18 protein-coding genes and 1 pseudogene are annotated in these 18633 nt (G+C 71.1%); 2 read left to right on the forward strand and 17 right to left on the reverse strand.

Annotated elements, in window-relative coordinates:
- Positions 1-4 precede the first annotated feature (4 nt).
- Positions 5-952, forward strand: a complete 948-nt coding sequence (locus OG514_RS01325; protein WP_266889934.1) for an ADP-ribosylglycohydrolase family protein — start codon at positions 5-7, stop codon at positions 950-952.
- A gap of 120 nt (positions 953-1072) precedes the next feature.
- Here OG514_RS01325 and OG514_RS01330 read toward each other — a convergent pair whose 3' ends face one another.
- The 14 genes and pseudogenes from OG514_RS01330 to OG514_RS01395 form a co-directional block, all read right to left on the reverse strand.
- Positions 1073-1327 (reverse strand): hypothetical protein, encoded by a 255-nt coding sequence (locus OG514_RS01330; RefSeq protein WP_266889936.1) that lies wholly within the window; start codon positions 1325-1327, stop codon positions 1073-1075.
- Positions 1328-1416: 89 nt separating this feature from the next.
- Positions 1417-2838, reverse strand: coding sequence for a cytochrome P450 (locus tag OG514_RS01335; RefSeq protein ID WP_266889938.1), 1422 nt, complete (start codon positions 2836-2838; stop codon positions 1417-1419).
- A gap of 190 nt (positions 2839-3028) precedes the next feature.
- Positions 3029-5857, reverse strand: coding sequence for an RNA helicase (locus tag OG514_RS01340; RefSeq protein ID WP_266889940.1), 2829 nt, complete (start codon positions 5855-5857; stop codon positions 3029-3031).
- Positions 5858-5901: 44 nt separating this feature from the next.
- Positions 5902-6930: pseudogene (locus OG514_RS01345) on the reverse strand (diacylglycerol kinase).
- A gap of 40 nt (positions 6931-6970) precedes the next feature.
- Complete coding sequence (tatC, locus tag OG514_RS01350; protein ID WP_266900710.1) at positions 6971-7873, reverse strand: twin-arginine translocase subunit TatC; 903 nt, start codon at positions 7871-7873, stop codon at positions 6971-6973.
- Between the two features lie 105 nt (positions 7874-7978).
- Positions 7979-8275: a Sec-independent protein translocase subunit TatA gene (gene tatA / locus OG514_RS01355; protein ID WP_266889942.1), complete on the reverse strand. Its 297-nt coding sequence runs from the start codon at positions 8273-8275 to the stop codon at positions 7979-7981.
- Between the two features lie 186 nt (positions 8276-8461).
- Complete coding sequence (locus OG514_RS01360; protein ID WP_266889944.1) at positions 8462-8659, reverse strand: hypothetical protein; 198 nt, start codon at positions 8657-8659, stop codon at positions 8462-8464.
- A gap of 51 nt (positions 8660-8710) precedes the next feature.
- Positions 8711-8974 carry a hypothetical protein gene (locus OG514_RS01365; protein ID WP_266889946.1) on the reverse strand — a complete coding sequence of 88 codons (264 nt, stop codon included), beginning with the start codon at positions 8972-8974 and terminating at the stop codon, positions 8711-8713.
- A gap of 105 nt (positions 8975-9079) precedes the next feature.
- Positions 9080-10033: a YafY family protein gene (locus OG514_RS01370; RefSeq protein ID WP_266889948.1), complete on the reverse strand. Its 954-nt coding sequence runs from the start codon at positions 10031-10033 to the stop codon at positions 9080-9082.
- Between the two features lie 16 nt (positions 10034-10049).
- Complete coding sequence (locus OG514_RS01375; protein WP_266889950.1) at positions 10050-11006, reverse strand: YafY family protein; 957 nt, start codon at positions 11004-11006, stop codon at positions 10050-10052.
- Between the two features lie 152 nt (positions 11007-11158).
- A complete protein-coding gene (locus OG514_RS01380; RefSeq protein WP_266889952.1) occupies positions 11159-11539 on the reverse strand; it encodes an FKBP-type peptidyl-prolyl cis-trans isomerase in 381 nt (126 codons plus the stop codon).
- Positions 11540-11582: 43 nt separating this feature from the next.
- Positions 11583-12521, reverse strand: a complete 939-nt coding sequence (locus OG514_RS01385) for an FKBP-type peptidyl-prolyl cis-trans isomerase (protein ID WP_266889954.1) — start codon at positions 12519-12521, stop codon at positions 11583-11585.
- A gap of 117 nt (positions 12522-12638) precedes the next feature.
- On the reverse strand, positions 12639-14000 hold the full coding sequence (pafA, locus tag OG514_RS01390; RefSeq protein ID WP_266889956.1) for a Pup--protein ligase: 1362 nt from the start codon (positions 13998-14000) through the stop codon (positions 12639-12641).
- Between the two features lie 69 nt (positions 14001-14069).
- On the reverse strand, positions 14070-15350 hold the full coding sequence (locus OG514_RS01395) for an MFS transporter (RefSeq protein WP_266889958.1): 1281 nt from the start codon (positions 15348-15350) through the stop codon (positions 14070-14072).
- A 134-nt stretch (positions 15351-15484) separates the two neighbouring features.
- Here OG514_RS01395 and OG514_RS01400 point away from each other — a divergent pair, with 134 nt between their 5' ends.
- Positions 15485-16510, forward strand: a complete 1026-nt coding sequence (locus OG514_RS01400) for a LacI family DNA-binding transcriptional regulator (protein WP_266889960.1) — start codon at positions 15485-15487, stop codon at positions 16508-16510.
- Between the two features lie 67 nt (positions 16511-16577).
- Here the strand turns inward: OG514_RS01400 and prcA are convergent, their stop codons facing one another.
- The 3 genes from prcA to OG514_RS01415 form a co-directional block, all read right to left on the reverse strand.
- Positions 16578-17330 (reverse strand): proteasome subunit alpha, encoded by a 753-nt coding sequence (prcA, locus tag OG514_RS01405; RefSeq protein WP_266889962.1) that lies wholly within the window; start codon positions 17328-17330, stop codon positions 16578-16580.
- A 46-nt stretch (positions 17331-17376) separates the two neighbouring features.
- Positions 17377-18216 (reverse strand): proteasome subunit beta, encoded by an 840-nt coding sequence (prcB, locus tag OG514_RS01410; RefSeq protein WP_266889964.1) that lies wholly within the window; start codon positions 18214-18216, stop codon positions 17377-17379.
- Between the two features lie 160 nt (positions 18217-18376).
- Positions 18377-18589 carry a ubiquitin-like protein Pup gene (locus OG514_RS01415; RefSeq protein WP_030213091.1) on the reverse strand — a complete coding sequence of 71 codons (213 nt, stop codon included), beginning with the start codon at positions 18587-18589 and terminating at the stop codon, positions 18377-18379.
- Positions 18590-18633 lie beyond the last annotated feature (44 nt).

Here is an 18633-nt window from a genome sequence, read left to right on the forward strand (position 1 = left end):
CCGGATGCGAGACACCGACCGGTCCGTGGGCGCCGTCCTCGGCTCCGCCGCGGGCGACGCCCTCGGCGCCCCTTTCGAGTTCAGGCTCCCGGGGGTCTTCCGGGAGCACTTCCCGGACGGTGTCGGGGAGTTGTGCGGGGGCGGCGGCTGGGATCCGGGCGAGGCGACCGACGACACGCAGATGGCCGTCCTCGTCGGCGAGTCACTCCTCGAACAGGGCGGCCTCGACCTGCCGGACATCTTCGACCGGTTCCGCCGCTGGGCCGCCGCCGACCCCAAGGACATCGGTCTCCAGACCGAGCAGGTGCTGCTCGGCGGTGACCCCTGGGACCTGGCCGCCGCGATGCACTTCCAGATCAACGCGCGGGCCGCGGGAAACGGTTCGTTGATGCGGGCCTCGACCTCCGCCGTGTACTTCGCGGCCCGTGGACGGGCGGAGACGATGGACGCGGCCCGCCGGATCAGCGCGCTGACCCACGGCGACGGCGCCGCCTGGGAGGGTACGGCGATCCTCCACGAGCTGATCCGTGTCGCCCTCCTCGGCGAGGACCCGGTCGCCGCCCTGCCCGCGACCCTCGCCGAGGTGGCCCCGGCGCACCGGGAACGCTGGGCGAAGGTCCTGGCACCCGGCTGGCATCCGGACGACGCCACCGAGTTCAACGGCGCGGTCTGGCCCTGTCTCGGTTCGGCGGTGTGGGCGCTGCGCACGACGTCCACCCTCGAAGAGGCCGTCGTGGCGGCGGTCGACCTGGGCGGGGACACCGACACGGTCGCGGCCGTGACCGGCATGCTGGCCGGCGCCGTCCACGGCGCCGCCGCGATCCCCGCCCGCTGGACGTCCACCCTCCACGTTCCCCTGCCCGGCTTCGGCGACCGGGTCCTGGCGGCCGACGACCTCCGGGACCTGGCCACGGCCCTGGCGAGTCGCGGTCGTGCGGCGGGGACTCTCTAGCGGTCAAGTCCCGCGTCCGGGTGGGGCGGCGTGCACTCGCGCTGCCTGCCGAGCCGTCCTGGAGCGCCTCGACCCCAGCGTCACCGGTCCCCGGAACAGGCGCGGGCACCACCCGTTCCGTCAGCCGCGGCGGGCGGCCCGTCCGTCGGTCCCACCCCCGGAGTCGGTGCGCTTCCGTGCCGTCAGTTGGAACAGTCGCGCGGTGTGCATGTACGGCGCTCGCGCGGTGGTGGCGAGTTCCAGTCGCTCCAGGTCGTCGTAGTAGGTCTGGTCGTACCTGCGGGCGTCGTCGGTGATGTAGTCGCAGAAGCTGCGGATGCCGTAGTGCCGGACGTCGTGGCACCCCAGGTCCTCAAGGACCGGGCCTCCTGCCATTCCTGCCAGGCGGTCATCGCGGTGTCGAACTTCTCGGGATCTGCAGACATCCGGTGACGATAGCCGCACCCGGAAGCCCGGACGGTGCGTCAGCCCCGTGCCCGCACCGTCGCCAGGACGTCGCGGTCCGGTTGGAGGGTGAGGCTCGGGACCGGGAGGATCTCGTCGGTGGTGAGGTCCAGGTGGTAGCGGCGGGCCAGGACCGCGAGGACCAGGACGGCTTCGACCAGGGCGAAGCGGGTGCCGAGGCAGACGCGGGGGCCGCCGCCGAAGGGGAACCAGGCGTACTCGGGTATCTCCTCGGCGGGTTCGTCGTCCCGTTCGATCCAGCGCTCCGGGCGGAACGCCTCGGCGTCGCCGTACCAGCGGGGGTCCCGGTGTGTGGCCCACTGGCTGGACCAGACGCGGGTGCCTGCGGGGACGGGTGTTCCGCCGAGGGTGGCGCCTTCCTTCGCGAGGCCGGTGATCAGCCAGATCGTGGGGTAGAGGCGGAGGGTCTCCTTGATGACCGCCTGGGTGTAGGTGAGGGAGGCGTAGTCGTCGTAGCCGGGTTCGTGGTCGGCGAGGACCCGGTCGAGTTCCTCGGTGAGGGCGTCGCGGACCTGGGGGTTCCGGGAGAGCAGGTACCAGGCCCAGACGAGCGTGGAGCTGGTCGTCTCGTGGCCGCCGATGTAGAGGGTGACGGTCTCGTCGCGGATCTCCTGGTCGGAGAGGGGTGCGCCGGTCTCGTCGCGGGCGGCGAGCAGCCGGCTGAGGAGGTCCGGGCGTTCGGTCTCGCCGTCGCGGTGGCGGGAGACGACGCGGGAGACCTCCGCGTCGATGACGGTGGTGGCGCGCTTGATGCGGGCGCGTCCGGGGGTCGGAAGCCAGTCGGGCAGTACGGCTCCGATGCCGCTGAACTCGGCGCCGATCTCCTTCTGTGCGACGTCCATGGCCTGCCCGATGGCTTCGGCGTCGGCGGCGGTGTCGACGCCGAAGATGGTGCGGACGGCGATGAGTTGGGTGAGGGCCGCCATCTCCTTCTTGATGTCGATGGGCTGCCCGTCGGTCCACCGGTCGGCGAGGGCGACGGCGCATTCGGTCATGGTCGACGCGTAGGAGCGGACCTGCTTGGGCCGGACGGAGGGCTGCACCAGGGAGCGCTTGCGGCGCCAGTCGGCGCCCTTGGAGACGATGACACCGTTGCCGAGGAGGGTGCGGAAGGCGATGCCCAGGTCCGGCTGGTCGAAGGAGCGCTCGACCTCGGTGAGGAGTTCGCCGACGGTGTCGGGGTGGGCGATGAAGAGGGAGGGCTTGCGGCCGAAGCGCCAGCGGACGAAGTCGCCGCGGTCCCGGAGCTGTTCGAAGAAGGCCAGCGGGTTCTTGCCGAAGGCGGGCAGGCTGCCGAGGAGGGGCACGCCTCGCGGCCCGTCGACGACAACCGGAATCGCTGCCGGCGCCACTGCCCGCGCCTCCGTCGGCTGCCCCTCGCCCTGTGTTCCGGCGTGCGGATGACCGGCTTGCGTGGTCATGAACGTCCCCTCCCCAACTGGCCTTCCCTGCTTGTGAGTCCATGCAATCGGAATGCCCCTGCCTGCGCCACCCCTGTGGACGACGGCCTGTGGACAACCGCGTTCCGGCGTCCGGAAAAGGCCGAGTGCCCGTGGCGTGATCGCCACGGGCACTCGGCCTGAAGGGAGGGAAGGGAGGGATCGGGAGCCGTCAGCCCACCGAGCTGTAGGCGACGACACCTCGCAGCAGCGCGTCCACTGCCTTCCTGGCGTTCTTGGCGACGGTGCTGTTCTCCCTGGGCGCCGCCGCGGCGATCTGTCCGAGGACGTCGATGACCTGCTTGCACCAGCGGACGAAGTCACCGGCGGGCATCTCGGCCTCGCGCAGTACCTCGTCGAGGCCCTTGTCGGAGGCCCACTGGTAGGCGGCCCAGGCGAATCCGAGATCGGGTTCGCGCTGGCCGACCCCCTCCGCCTGGTTGATCTTGAATTCCTCTTCGAGTGCGTCGAGGCGGCCCCAGATCCTGACCATCTCGCCGAGCGCCGCCTTGGCGTTGCCCGCGGGCAGCTTGGGTGCGACGGCGTCGTCGGACTGGCGCGCCTCGAACACCAGCGCCGAGACGCAGGCGGCCAGTTCGGCCGGGGTCAGGCCCTCCCAGACACCGTCGCGGAGGCATTCGCTGGCCAGCAGGTCGAGTTCGCCGTAGAGCCGGGCGAGCCGCTTGCCGTTCTCCGTGACCTCGTTGCCGCGCAGGTAGTCGAGCTCGGTGAGGAGCGCGACGATCCGGTCGAAGGTGCGCGCGATGGTGTTGGTGCGGCCCTCGATGCGCCGCTCCAGCTGCTGGGTGTCGCGCTGGAGACGGTGGTAGCGCTCGGCCCAGCGGGCGTGGTCCTCGCGCTCGTCGCAGCCGTGGCAGGGATGGGCGCGGATCTCGGTGCGCAGCCGGGCGATCTCGCGGTCGTCGGCGGCGGCGGAGCGCTGCTTGTGGTGACGCTCGGGGTTGATGTGTCCGGCCTTGCTCCGCAGCGCGGAGGCGAGGTCGCGACGGGACTGCGGGGAGCGCGGGTTGAAGGACTTGGGGATCCTCATCCGCTCCAGCGCCTCGACCGGGACGGGGAAGTCGATGGAGGCGAGTCGCTTGACCTGCCGCTCGGCGGTGAGGACGAGGGGGCGTGGCCCGTCGTGGTGCTCGAAGCCGCGGTGGCCGTTGGTGCGGCCGGCCGGGATGCCCGGGTCGAGGACGAGGGCGAGTCCGGCGAACTTGCCGGTGGGGACGTGGATGACGTCGCCGGGCTTGAGCTTCTCCAGGGAGCCGGCGGCCTGGGCGCGGCGCTGTGCGGCGCCCTGGCGGGCCAGTTCGGTCTCGCGGTCCTTGAGGTCGCGGCGGAGCCGCGCGTACTCCTCGAAGTCTCCGAGGTGGCAGGTCATGCCCTCGCGGTAGCCGTCGAGGCCCTCTTCGTTCTTCTGCACCTGCCGGGAGATGCCGACGACGGAGCGGTCGGCCTGGAACTGGGCGAAGGACGTTTCGAGAAGCTCGCGGGAGCGGTGTCGGCCGAAGCCTTCGACGAGGTTGACCGCCATGTTGTACGACGGCTTGAAGCTGGAGCGCAGCGGGTACGTGCGCGTGCCGGCGAGTCCGGCGAGGTGGTCCGGGTCGAGACCGCGCTGCCAGAGGACGACGGCGTGGCCCTCGACGTCGATGCCGCGGCGGCCGGCACGGCCGGTGAGCTGGGTGTACTCGCCGGGGGTGATGTCGGCGTGCTGCTCGCCGTTCCACTTGACGAGCTTCTCCAGGATGACGGTGCGCGCGGGCATGTTGATGCCCAGGGCGAGCGTCTCGGTGGCGAAGACGGCCTTGACGAGGCCCTTCACGAAGAGGTCCTCGACGACCTCCTTGAAGGTCGGGAGCATGCCGGCGTGGTGGGCGGCGATGCCCCGCTCCAGGGCTTCGAGCCACTCGTAGTAGCCGAGGACGTGGAGGTCCTCGCTGGGGATGGCGGCGGTGCGCTCCTCGACGATCTCGCGGACGCGGCGGCGCCCCTCGTCGTCGTTGAGCCGGAGTCCGGCGTAGAGGCACTGCTGGACGGCGGCCTCGCAGCCGGCGCGACTGAAGATGAAGGTGATGGCGGGCAGGAGCCCTTCGGCGTCGAGGCGCTCGATGACCTCGGGGCGGCCGGGGGTCCAGATGCGGGAGCGCTGGCGGCGCTCGCGCTCGCGGTCCGCCTCGCGGACCATCTTGCCGCGTCGCCGGTCGCGCGGGTTGTACGTGCGCGTGTTCTCGGTGCGGGCGAGGCGCTGGAGGTCGGGGTTGACCTCGCGCCGGGAGGCGCCGCGGCCGCCGTGGTCGGTCTCCTCCTCGAAGAGGTCGTACATCCGGCGTCCGGCGAGGACGTGCTGCCAGAGCGGGACGGGGCGGCTCTCGGAGACGATGACCTCGGTGTCGCCGCGGACGGTGTCGAGCCAGTCGCCGAACTCCTCGGCGTTGGACACGGTCGCGGAGAGCGAGACGAGGGTGACCGACTCGGGGAGGTGGATGATCACTTCCTCCCAGACGGCGCCGCGGAAGCGGTCGGAGAGGTAGTGGACCTCGTCCATGACCACGTAGCCGAGGCCGGAGAGGGCCTGGGATCCCGCGTACAGCATGTTGCGGAGGACTTCGGTGGTCATGACCACGATGGGCGCATCGCCGTTGACGCTGTTGTCACCGGTGAGCAGGCCGACCTTGTCGTTGCCGTACCGCTTGACGAGGTCGGCGTACTTCTGGTTCGACAGCGCCTTGATCGGGGTCGTGTAGAAGCACTTGCGGCCCTGGGTGAGGGCGAGGTGGACGGCGAACTCGCCGACGATGGTCTTGCCGGAGCCCGTGGGCGCGGCGACGAGTACGCCCTTGCCCGACTCGAGCGCCCGGCAGGCCTCGATCTGGAAGGGGTCCAGATCGAACTCGTACATCTCGCGGAAGGGGGCCAGCGCGGTGGCCGCTTCGGCGTTGCGGGCTTTCGCGGCCGCGTACGCCTGGGCTGGTGTGAGGTCCTCTGTCATCTTGATATCGAGCCTACCCGCCCCCTGTGACAGTGACGCGATCTTTATCGAGGGGATGTGGAGGGCCCGGTTCCGGGGTCCTCGGCGGCTCCCTCGGCGGAGGCGGGAGCAGGGAGCGGGGCCAGGACGCGCAGGGCGCCCGGGACGCAGAAGACGGTGAGGGGCAGCGGGCCGAGGGGCTCGCCGTCGGCGTATCCGGTGGTGTCGGGGGCGTCGAGGGTGAGGGAGCGGACCCGGTACGTGGTGACCTTCGGGTGGCTGAGGTGGGTGCCCTTGTAGACGCGGGGGAAGACCTTGATCAGGGTCCTGCGGTCACAGTCGCCGACGACGGTGACGTCGAGGAGTCCGTCGTCGGGGCGGGCGTCGGCGCAGATCCGCATGCCGCCGCCGTAGGAGCTGCCGTTGCCGACGGCGACGAGGGTCGCGTCGGTCTCGACGACGCGTCCGTCGTCGAGGGTGAGGCGGTACGGGACGGGGCGGAAGCCGGCCAGTTAGGCGAGGATCGCGAGGTCGTACTTGAAGCGTCCGGCGGGGATGCGCATGCGGTTGCCACGGTCGTTGACGCGGGAGTCGAAGCCGGAGGCGAGGACGGTGCCGTACCAGCGGCCGACGGCGGAGTCCCCGGCAGCCTCCTGGACGTCGTCGGATTCCTCGGCGTCCTCGGCGTTCTCCGCACGGCCGATCCGTCCGAGGTCGATGCTCCGGGCGCCCGTGGACCGGAGGAGCTGTGCGGTGACGCGTGCCGCCGCGGCAGGGTCGCGGACGGGCAGGCCGAGGGTCCGGGCGAAGTCGTTGCCGGTCCCCGCGGGGATGATTCCGAGGGGGGTACGGGTCTCGGCGACGGCCTGGAGCGCGAGGGAGATCATGCCGTCCCCGCCGACGGTGACGAGGGCTTCGGTGCCTGCGGCGACGGCTTCACGCGCGCGTAGCAGGGCGTCGGCGGCGTCGTGCCCGAGGACGGTACGGACGGAGAATCCGGCGTCCCGGAGGATGCGGGCGGCGGATTCTGCGGCGTGGGCGCCGCGGCCGCGGCCCGCGGTGGGGTTGACGAGAAGGGTGAGCTCGCTGGTCATGGGGGTCCCCCCGGACGGAATCTGGGGGGACCCGACAAGATCAGGTGATGTCGTCGTAACCGTTGGCCCGGTGCGCGATGGTCCCGCCCGGCTCTCCGGTGGCCTGCTCGGGCAGGGCCCGGGAGGCGCCGACCGGTTCGATGGCCCCGACGGTCTCGGGGGTCAGGTCCAGCGCCGAGGCCTCGTCGTCGTCGAGTTCGGCGTCGGGGTTGTTGCGCTTGCGTCGCCGGTCGTTGAGGAGGGCGAAGCCGACGGCCCCGAAGTACAGCACGGTGATGGGCCCGGCGAGGGCGATCATGCCGACGGGGTCGGTGGTCGGGGTGATGACGGCGCCGAAGACGAAGACGCCCATGATCACGCCGCGCCACCAGCCGGCCATCCGGCGTCCGGTGAGGACACCGGTGAGGTTGAGCATCACCAGGACGAGCGGCAGCTCGAAGGCGAGGCCGAAGACGAGCACCATGCGCAGGGTGAAGTCGAGGACGTCACCGAGCGAGAGGAGGTTCGCCGAGCCGGCGGGCGTGAGGCTGATGAGCACCTTCACGCTGATGGGGAGGATCAGGTACGCGAGGTAGGCGCCGGCGGAGAACAGCGGCACGGCCGCGCCGACGAAGGCGTACGTGTACTTCTTCTCGCTCTTGTGCAGTCCGGGCGCGACGAAGGCCCACAGCTGGTAGAGCCAGACGGGGCTGGCGATGACGAGTCCCGCGGTCAGCGACAGCTGGATCGTCGTGCTGAAGGGGGCCATCAGCGTGTTGAAGACGACCTGCGCGCAGTTGCCGCCGTCACTGGTGACGCCATCTGGGCACTTGGGCACCGGATCCGCCAGGAACTGCATGAGCTCCTCGCTGTACACGAGGGCCACGATCGTCACCGCGGTGATGGCGAGGAGTCCCTTCGCCATGCGGTTGCGGAGTTCGCGCAGGTGCTCCACGAGGGGCATCCGGCCCTCGGGATCCTTCTCCTGCTTGCGGGCAGACTTGGGCAACCCACGTCCTCATCTCGTGCGGCAGGCCGCCGCAGGGTGCGGCGGCCGCGGCGGACCGGGTCAGCGCTTGGTGGTGTCCGAAGGCTCGGTCACGGGACGCGAGCTGGTCACGTCTCCGGGAGCGGCCTGGATGGTGCGCGCGGCGGGCTGGTCCTGGGCGGTCGTCCCGGTGCCGGCGTGCGGCGGGTCGGCGGGGGCGCTCTGCTGGTCGTCCGACTTCATCGCCTTCGCCTCGCTCTTGAGGATGCGGGCGGACTTGCCGAGCGAGCGGGCCATGTCCGGAAGCTTCTTGGCGCCGAACAGCAGGATGATGACGACGAGGATGAGAATGATCTCGGTGGGGCCGAGCCTACCCATAGCTGTTTACCTTCTTCACCGAGGCGACATGGAGTGCGGTGCCCGGCGGGTCGGACAAGCGTCCGGCCACCGCGCTGTCTGCGATCGTAACCCGCAGGAGTAAACGCAGGGCAATGCCCTTGCATACTCCCGATTGCGTCCCGCGAGCCCGGTTCAGGGCCACTTCAGGCAGCGTACGGCACCGATTCAGCGCAGGGACTCGCCGGTTCGGGCCAGACCGGTGGCGGCTGTTTCGAGGTCCTCGGCGGCCTGATTGATCCGCTGTGTGGTGCGGGCCACTTGACGGCCGAGGCGCTGGACCTCGACGAAGACCCTGATGGCGAGGACGCCGAGGACGGCGATGCCGAGGAACCCGAGGGCGATGGCGAGCATGGGCCAGAACATGAGCTGAGCCTAGACGTTGGGCGCGGCGGACCCGGTGGCCGGGCCGCGCGCTCAGACGGTCGTGTGGAGCCTCAGGGTCCGGACGCCGCCCCCGGTGAGGAGTTCGACGATGCGCTCGCCGGCGGGCTTGCGGACGGAGCTGCCGCACTCGGGGCAGGTGAAGGAGTAGAAGGTGGTGCGGCGGCTCGCCCCGATGGCGAGCCGCAGGGCGCTCGCGGAGAGTTCGAAGCGGGAGCGGCAGTCGGGGCAGGCGGCTTTGAAGAGGACCGGGGCCATCGCCGCCGAAAAACCGTGCATCACGGACATTTCCCTCATCTCTCGACTCCCGCGCCCCTCGTACGTCCGCGCCCGCCTCGGCGCGCCGCGTCCGTCTCCGGGCCGGTCACTACGTCAGTAACAGCGTCTCCCGAGCGGGGAACGTCACTCGCTCTCGTACGCGGCCAGCGCGGCGGCGGCCGCGGTCCTGGCGTTGTCGGCGAGCTCCTGCGGCGCGACGATCCGCCCGTCGCTGCCCAGCCGCAGCGCCAGCCGGCGCAGCGAGGCCGGGTCCGGCGTGCGCAGCGTGATCCGCAGCCCGCCGCCGGTCAGCTCCTCGGCCCGGTCGTGCGGGTAGTACTCGGCGACCCAGCGCCCGCCGGGGCCGACCTCGACCACCACCTCGGGGTCGTCGGCGGAGGGCTGGACCAGACCCGCGGAGAGGTCGCGCAGCTCCAGCTCCGGCGGCGCCGCGTGCTCGTCGAGGATGCGGATCTCGGCCACGCGGTCGAGCCGGAAGGTACGGCGCGCCTCGGAGAGCCGGCACCACGCCTCCATGTAGGTGTGGCCGACGGCGAACAGCCGGATCGGGTCGACCTCGCGCTCGGTGAGCTCGTCGCGCGCGGGCGAGTAGTAGCGCACCCACAGGCGGCGGCGCTCGGAGATCGCCCGGTCGACCTCGGCGAAGACCCCGCCCTCGGACTCGAAGGTCACCGAGAGCCGGGAGCTGGCCCCGGCGGCCTCGCCGGCGGCGGCCTCCAGCTTGGCGGTGGCGCGGAGCAGCGCCTCCCGGTCGCTCTCGCGGAGCCCCGGGAGGGTGGCGACGGCGCGGGCGGCGACCAGGAGGGCGGTCGCCTCGTCGGCGGCGAGCCGCAGCGGCGCGGCGACGTCGTCGGGGTTGTGCCACCAGATCCGGTCGCCGTCGGTGTCGATGTCGAGGAGGTCGCCGCCCCGGAAACTGGTGCCGCACATGGGCAGCACGTCCAGGTCGGAGATCAGCTCGTCCTCGGTGATCCCGAAGGCGCGGGCGACATCGGTGACGTGGGCGCCGGGGCGCTCACGGAGATAGGTGACGAGCGAGAGCATCCGCCTCGTCTGGTCGATCGCGTTGGCAGCCATGCGGTACGTCTCCCCCTCAGCCCTTGGCCACGGCACGCAGCCGGTCCACCACATCGGCGCGCAGATCGGCCGGTTCCAGTACGACGACATCGGGGCCGAACTCGACGAGCCAGGCGTCGAGCCCGTGCCCGTACGGGATCTCCAGCTCGTCCCAGCCGTCGGTGCCCTCGCTCACGGACTGGGCGCGGGCCCGCAGCGGATAGCCGCAGCCGGTGCGCAGCCGGATCCGGGCCGAGCGGGTGGCGGTCTCGCCCGCCCAGCTCTCCACGGTCTCCCGGACGGTGACGACATCGGGCACGGGTGCGGTGAAGGCGCCGGCCCGGGAGCGGACCTTGCCGGTGATCCGGGAGAGCCGGAAGACGCGCTCGGCGCCGCGGTCGCGGTCCCAGCCGGCCAGGTACCAGTGGCCGCGCCAGCATTCGAGGGTCCAGGGCTCGACCTGCCGGGCCTCGGGGCGGGCGGCGTTGGCCTTGCGGTAGTCGAAGGCGACGGGCCGGCGGTCGCGGCAGGCCAGCATCAGCGGCTCGAAGGCGGCCTCGTGGACGGGGATCCGCGGTTCGAGGGCGCTGGGCTGCGTGTCGTACGAGTCCTCCGCCTCCGGCATGCCGGCGGCGCGGAGCTTCTGGAGGGCGCCGCTGGCGGCGCCGGCGAGGCGGGCCTGCTGCCAGACCTTGGCGGCGAGGCCGAGCGCGGCGGCCTCTTCGGCGTCCAGGGTGATGGCCGGCAGCCGGTTGGAGTCGCGGCGGGCGAGGTAGCCGGTCTCGCCCTCCAGGTTCTCGACGGTCTCGATGACGAGGCCGAGCTCGCGCAGATCGTCCTTGTCGCGCTCGAACATCCGGTTGAAGGCGTCGTCGCCGCTCGCTTCGAGGTAGGCCTCGATGGAGCCGCGGAGTTCCCGCTTGCTCAGGGGACGGCGTGTCCCGAGCAGGCACAGCGCGAGATTCATCAGCCGCTCGGACTTGGCAATCGCCATCGACGCCCTGCACCCTTCCGCCGGATCCACTTCTCGGACGTCCGACCGTACCGCCCCGGGGTGTCGCGGCCAAAGCCGAGGGCCCCCGCCAGGGATGGCGGGGGCCCTCGGACGACCTTCACCGGCCGGGACAGCGCCCGGCCGGTACCGGGTCAGCGCTTCTTCACGTCCACGAGGTCGCAGACGAAGATCAGCGTCTCGCCCGGGGCGATCTTGCCGCCGGCGCCGCGGTCGCCGTAGGCGAGGTCCGCGGGGATGACCAGCTGGCGGCGACCGCCGACCTTCATGCCCTGGACGCCCTTGTCCCAGCCCTGGATGACCTGGCCGGCACCGAGGTGGAAGTCGAGCGGGGCGCCACGGTTCCAGGAGGCGTCGAACTCCTCGCCGGAGTCGAAGGACACACCGACGTAGTGGACCTTCACGAAGTCACCGGCTTCGGCGAGCTCGCCGTCGCCCTCCCAGATGTCCTTGATCTCCAGGTCCTTCGGCGGCTCGCCACCCGGGAAGTCGATCTCGGGCTTCTCGATGCTCACTGAACTGCTCCTCATACTGATGAACTACGCGATCGGGACAGTCTTACATCTTCGTCAGGATGTCCACGGCGAACACCAGCGTGGAGTTCTTGGGAATGCCCTGCTTCTCCTCGTTGCCGAACGCCAGGGCCGGCGGGGCGACGATGAGGACGCGGCTGCCGATCTTCTTGCCGACGAGACCGTCCTTGAGACCCTTCAGCGTGAGCTGCGGGAGCGGGAAGTTCGCGGGCTTGCCCGTGGTGTACGTCGAGTCGAAGACCTTGCCGTCCTTCCAGAGGGCGGCGACGTAGTTCACGACGACCGTGTCGGTGGCCTTCACGACCTCGCCCTTGGACTCGAGCACGTAGTTCGAGACGAGCTTCGTCGGCGGGTCGACCTTGGGAACGGTCAGCGAGGGCGCCTTGCCGTCGGTGTTCGTACCGACCTTCGGCAGGTCCTTGTTGTCCTGCGCGACCGGGGTGCCCGTGGCGGACTTCGGGATCGTGACGGACTTCAGGATGTCCACGACGAAGACGAGGGTGGCGTTGGGCTTGATGTCGCCCTGGCCCTGCGCGCCGTAGCCGAGCTCCGGCGGGATGCCGATCTCGACACGGCTGCCGACCTTCTGACCCACCAGGCCCTGGTCCCAGCCCTTGATGACCTGGCCGGCGCCGAGGGTCAGGTCGAACGGCTGACCGCGGTCGAAGCTGTTGTCGAAGGGGGTCGTGGAGTCCCAGGCCTGACCCAGGTAGTTCACCTGGATCGCGTCGCCCTTCTTCGTCACCGCGCCCTTGCCCTCGCTGATGACGTTGACCTTGAGTTCCTTGGGCGGGTTTCCCTCACCCTTGGCGAGGGTCGGCTTCTCCCCGAACTTCTCACCCGCGGTGATGGCGGGCAGTCCGTTCTTCATCGAGGCGGAATCGGAGCCCTTGTCGTCGCTGCCGCACGCCGCTGTCGAGAGCAGCAGCAGCGGGACGACGAGAAGGCCGGCAAGTCGGCGCACGTGTTCCTCAGATCTCAGACGGCACAGTAGTTGTCCCGACACTCTAGGGGACCCTCCTGTCACGCCGAAGGGCTCCGCACGTTTGACGTGCGGAGCCCCATGACCGGTATGACCTGCTTACATTCCCGCGATCAGCTTTTCGACCCGGTCGTCGACGGAGCGGAACGGGTCCTTGCACAACACCGTGCGCTGTGCCTGGTCGTTCAGCTTGAGGTGGACCCAGTCGACGGTGAAGTCCCGCCGCTGCTCCTGGGCGCGGCGGATGAAGTCGCCGCGGAGCCGGGCCCGAGTGGTCTGCGGGGGCACCGACTTGCCCTCGAAGATCTTCATGTCGTTGCAGATCCGGGCCGCCTGGCCGTTCTTCTGCAGCAGGTAGTAGAGCCCACGCCGGCGGTGGATGTCGTGGTAGGCGAGGTCTATCTGCGCGACCCTCGGGTTCGACATGGTCATGTTGTGCTTGGCCCGGTAGCGCTCGATGAGCCGGTGCTTCATGACCCAGTCGATCTCGGTCTCGATCTTGTCGAGCCGCTCGCTCTCGATCGCGTCGAGCGTACGGCCCCACAGCTCCAGGACCTGGGCGACGGTGCCGGACCGGATCCCGCGGCGGTCGACGAAGTCGACGGCCTTCTCGTAGTACTCGCGCTGGACCTCCAGGGCGGACGCCTCGCGGCCGCTGGCGAGCCGGACCTTGCGCTGGCCGGTGATGTCGTGGCTGACCTCGCGGATGGCCCGGATCGGGTTCTCCAGGGTCAGGTCGCGCATCACCGTGCCGGCCTCGATCATGCGGAGCACCAGGTCGGTGGCGCCGACCTTGAGCAGCATGGTCGTCTCGGACATGTTCGAGTCGCCGACGATGACGTGCAGCCGGCGGTAGCGCTCGGCGTCCGCGTGCGGCTCGTCCCGGGTGTTGATGATGGGGCGCGAGCGGGTGGTCGCGGAGCTGACGCCCTCCCAGATGTGCTCGGCGCGCTGGGAGACGCAGAACACCGCGCCCCGCGGGGTCTGGAGGACCTTTCCCGCGCCGCAGATGAGCTGGCGGGTGACCAGGAACGGAATGAGGATGTCCGCGAGCCGGGAGAACTCTCCGTGCCGGGCGACGAGATAGTTCTCGTGGCAGCCGTAGGAGTTTCCGGCCGAGTCCGTGTTGTTCTTGAAGAGGTAGACGTCGCCCGCGATTCCCTCCTCGTGCAGGCGGCGTTCGGCGTCGACGAGAAGGCCCTCGAGAATGCGCTCACCGGCCTTGTCGTGGGTGACCAGTTCGGTCACGTCGTCGCATTCCGGTGTGGCGTATTCCGGATGCGATCCCACGTCCAGGTACAGGCGGGCGCCGTTCCGCAGGAAGACATTGCTGCTGCGGCCCCATGACACGACACGGCGGAAGAGGTAGCGCGCCACTTCGTCAGGGGACAGTCGGCGCTGTCCCCTGAACGTGCACGTGACGCCGTACTCGTTCTCCAGCCCGAAAATGCGGCGGTCCATGTCTGAACATTACGCCTGACGGCCTGTGCTGAAACCGGGTTGGACGTTCCCGTTTCGATCATTTTCCGATCAGTGCGTGTTCTTTTCGCTGTGTACGGAGGTGGGGGCGCCTGCTCCGACGGCGTGTCGCGGCTCGGTCCCGGGGGTTTCCGGGGCGGCGGGCGCGGCGAGGACGCGGCCGGTGGCGAGCAGGACGAGGAGGGCGACCAGGCCGCCCACCCCGGCGACGGCGAATCCCGCGACCGTCCCGGCGAGTTCGACGGCGGGTCCGGCCACGGCGGAGCCGAGGGCCGAGCCGACACCGAAGGTGGTGACGAGCCAGGAGAAGGCCTCGGTGACCGTGCCGCGCGGCGCGTGCCGGTCCACGACGATGAACGCGCAGGCGAGGACGGGCGCCAGGAAGAGCCCGGAGAGGGCCGCGAGGCCGGTCATGGCGACGGGGCCGGGCGTGAGCACCAGCGGCAGGTAGCAGACCGCGAGCAGCAGCACGAGGACGCGCAGCCGCCGCTCGGGCGGTCCGGACCACCGGCGGGCGCCGTAGGTGACGCCGCCGAGGAGGGCGCCGAGGCCGAGCGCGGCCATCAGCCAGCCGTAGACGGACGGGTTGCCGCGGTCGTCGGCGTACGCGACGGCGGCGACGGTGATGGAGCCGAGCGCGAGGCCGACGAAGAAGAACGAGCCGAGGAGGGCGAGGAGCCCGGGTGAGCGCAGGGCGCCCAGCCAGTGGGCCTCACGGGGCGCGGAGCGCCAGGTCCGGGAGGGCTCGGAGAGGACGACGGCGAGGGCGCCGAGGACGCCGAGGACGTTGATGACCAGGAGGGCCGCGGCGGGCGACCGGAGGGAGACGAGCAGGGTCAGCAGCAGCGGGCCGACGGTGAACATGACCTCCTGCGCGACCGCGTCCATGGCGTACGCCCGGTGGACCCGGTCCTCGCTGCCCAGGACGCTCGGCCACAGGGCGCGGAGGCCGCCCTCCAGGGGCGGCGTGAAGAGCCCGGCGACGACCACGGCCGCGTAGGCGAGGCCGAGGTGGCCGATGCCGGTGAGGGCGAGCAGGGCCATGCCGAGGGCGGAGAGGACCGCGGCGGGCAGCTGGACCCGGGGCTGGCCCTTGAGGTCGACGGCTCGGCCGAGGAGGGGCTGGCCGACGGCGGTGGCGACGCCGTAGGCGGCGATGAGGCCGCCGGCCAGGGTGTAGCTGCCGCCCTGGTCGCGGACGAAGAGGGTGATGGCGATGGGACCGACGCCGTTGGGCAGGCGCCCCACGAGGGTGCCGGCGAGCAGCCGGGCGGCGTGCGGCGCCCGGAGTATGTCGAGATAGCCGCCTCGTGCCGGGGCCTCGGTGGCCATGTGGTCTCCCCTCGCCTCGGAGCGCCCCGAGGTTTTACGTATAACTTCCGTGGTCATACGTACCATGTCAGCTGTATCCCGGTCCACCCCGCGTACAGTGACCGGCTCGTGGACCGCCCGACGCGGAGGCTTGTGTGCAGACCCCGGAGCCGCTCGGCGGCACCCGCCCCACCAGCCGGGACGTCGCCCGGACCGCCGGCGTCTCCCAGGCCACGGTCTCCCTCGTCCTCGGCGACAAATGGCGCGGCCGTGTGTCGGAACGCACGGCCGGGACCGTGCGGGAGGCCGCCCGGGCCCTCGGCTACCGGCCCAACCTCGCCGCCCGCAACCTCCGCCTCGGCCGCACCCGGACCGCGCTCCTGGTCGTCCCGGCCCTGACGAACGAGTTCTTCGCCCGGGTCTACACGGGCGCGGCCACCGTCGCCGCCCGGCACGGCTTCGGCGTCGTGCTGTACCCCTCCCCCGACGGCGTCGGCCCCGCCCGGGACCCCTTCGCCTCGGCCCGCGCCGCCCTCGACGGCGTCATCGCCTCCTCGATGGCCTCCGACGCCCTCAGCGCCTTCCGGGGCACCGACCTGCCCCTGGTGATGCTCGACAGCGACCCGGCGGACAACGGGGCCGCCGCCCACGTCAACCTCGACATCGCGGACGGCATGCGCCAGGTCACCGGGCACCTGCTCGCCCTCGGCCACCGGCGCTTCGTCCACCTCGCGTCGGCCGTGCCCTCCTGGACCTTCGACGTCCGGGCCGCCGCGCTCGCCGAGTGCCTCGCCGGGGTCTCCGTACGGACCGTCCGGGCACCCCTGGACGTGCACGGCGCCATGGCCGCCACCGAGCGCGCCCTCGCCGCACCCGGCCCGCGCCCCACCGCCATCGTCTGCGACGACGACATCCTGGCGGCCGGCGCCTGCAAGGCCCTGCGGCGCATCGGGCTGCGGGTCCCCGAGGACGTCTCGGTCACCGGCTTCGACGACCTGGCGCTCGCCACCGCCGTCGAACCCGAGCTGACCACCGTCGCGCTGCCCGCCGAGCGCATCGGGGAACGGGGCATGGAGGCCCTCCTCGCCGTTCTGACGGGCGAACCCGGGCGTCCGGACCAACTCCCCGTCACCCTGGTCGAACGCGGCTCCTCGGGCCCGGCACCGGCCTCGGACGACTGAGCCGCCGGAAACGGCTCAGGGCCCCGGTGCGCCGAAGCGCACCGGGGCCCTGAGGCGGAATCGGGGACTACTCCTCGGGAGCCTCGTCCGAGGGCTCGTCCGTCTTCGCGACCGCCGCGTTGTCCGCCTGCAGGAGACGCGACAGCTGACGGCCGATGATCCGCTTGAACTTGCGCTGCTGCGGGCGCGTACGGTCCAGGACCGCCACCTCCAGGCGCTCCGCGGGGATCTCCCGCTCGCTGCCGTTGGTGTCCCGCGACAGGGCCTGTACGGCCAGCTTCAGCGCCTCGGCGAGGGACATGCCGTCGCGGTGCCGCTGGTCGAGGAAGGTACTGATCTGCTCCGCGTTCCCGCCCACCGCGACCGAGCCGTGCTCGTCCACGATCGAGCCGTCGTGCGGCAGCCGGTAGATCTGGTCGCCCGACGGCTCGGTGCCGACCTCGGCGACGACCAGCTCCACCTCGTACGGCTTCTCCCCCGCGCTGGAGAAGATCGTGCCCAGCGTCTGGGCGTACACGTTGGCCAGGCCGCGCGCGGTGACGTCGTCCCGGTCGTAGGTGTAGCCCCGCAGGTCGGCGTAGCGCACACCGCCGATGCGGAGGTTCTCGTACTCGTTGTACTTGCCGGCGGCCGCGAAGCCGATCCGGTCGTAGATCTCGCTGAACTTGTGCAGTGCGCGCGACGGGTTCTCGCCGACGAAGACGATTCCGTCGGTGTACTGGAGGACGACAAGGCTGCGGCCTCGGGCGATGCCCTTGCGGGCGTACTCCGCCCGGTCGGCCATGGCCTGCTGGGGTGAGACGTAGAACGGAGTGGACACCGGCGGTCCGTCCCTTTCTTCTGGGCTTCAGTCGGGCGACGAGTGGTCAGAGCAGGGCGGCGCGGGGCCCGTCGGGCTCCTCGAGACGCCTCTCGGTGACCGCCCGGGCCAGCGCGGAGGACTCGTCCTCCGTGAGCCTGCGGTAGCCCTCGTCCGTGATGACCGTGACGATCGGGAAGATCCGGCGCGCCATGTCCGGACCGCCGGTCGCCGAGTCGTCGTCCGCCGCGTCGTAGAGCGCCTGCACGACCAGCGTGGTGGCCTGCGGCTCGGTCAGATCGGCACGGTAGAGCTTCTTCATCGAGCCGCGCGCGAAGATCGAGCCGGAGCCGGTGGCGGCGTACCCGTGCTCCTCCGAGCGGCCGCCGGTCACGTCGTAGGAGAAGATCCGGCCCTTCTCCTTGCCCTCGTCCCAGCCCGCGAAGAGCGGCACGACGGCGAGACCCTGCATGGCCATGCCGAGGTTGCCGCGGATCATGGTGGAGAGACGGTTCGCCTTGCCCTCCAGGGAGAGGGTGACGCCCTCCACCTTCTCGAAGTGCTCCAGCTCCAGCTGGAAGAGCTTGACCATCTCCACGGCGAGTCCGGCGGTGCCGGCGATGCCGACGGCGGAGTACTCGTCCGCGGGGAAGACCTTCTCGATGTCCCGCTGCGCGATCATGTTGCCCATGGTGGCCCGCCGGTCACCGGCGAGCACGACCCCACCGGGGAACGTGGCCGCCACGATGGTCGTCCCGTGCGGGGCCTCGACGATCCCCTCGGGCAGCTTTCGCCCGCCCGGCAGCAGATCCGGCGAGTGGCTCGCCAGGAAGTCGATGAACGAGGACGAGCCCGGCGTCAGGAAGGCCGCCGGTAGACGCCCGGTGCTACGAGGGTTGGCTTCCACGCGATTCCTTCCGGGTGGGAGAGTCGGCCCGCCGTGGGAAGCGCCGGCCGATCTTGCTTGCTGTGCACGGACCTTACCCGTGCCACCGCTTGTCATCCGTCCCCGGGCCCACGGCTTTCGCCGGGGCTCCGGGGACGGAGACGACAGACGCGTGGGGCGACTACTCGCCGCCCTTTTGCACAAATGACCGAACGAAGTCCTCGGCGTTCTCCTCAAGGACGTCGTCGATCTCGTCCAGGACGGAGTCCACGTCCTCGCTCAGCTTCTCCTGGCGCTCCTGGAGGTCTGAGCTCGCCTCCGTGGTGGTCTCCTCGACCTCCTCCGTGGAACGCGTCGCCTTCTGCTGTCCGCCGCCGGTGTCCTTGGTCGCCATATCCCTCACCCCGCTCGAATCGGCCCGCTCGGTTGAGTCCGTAC

This window comes from Streptomyces sp. NBC_00572 (genome assembly GCF_026341815.1).
Lineage (GTDB): Bacteria > Actinomycetota > Actinomycetes > Streptomycetales > Streptomycetaceae > Streptomyces.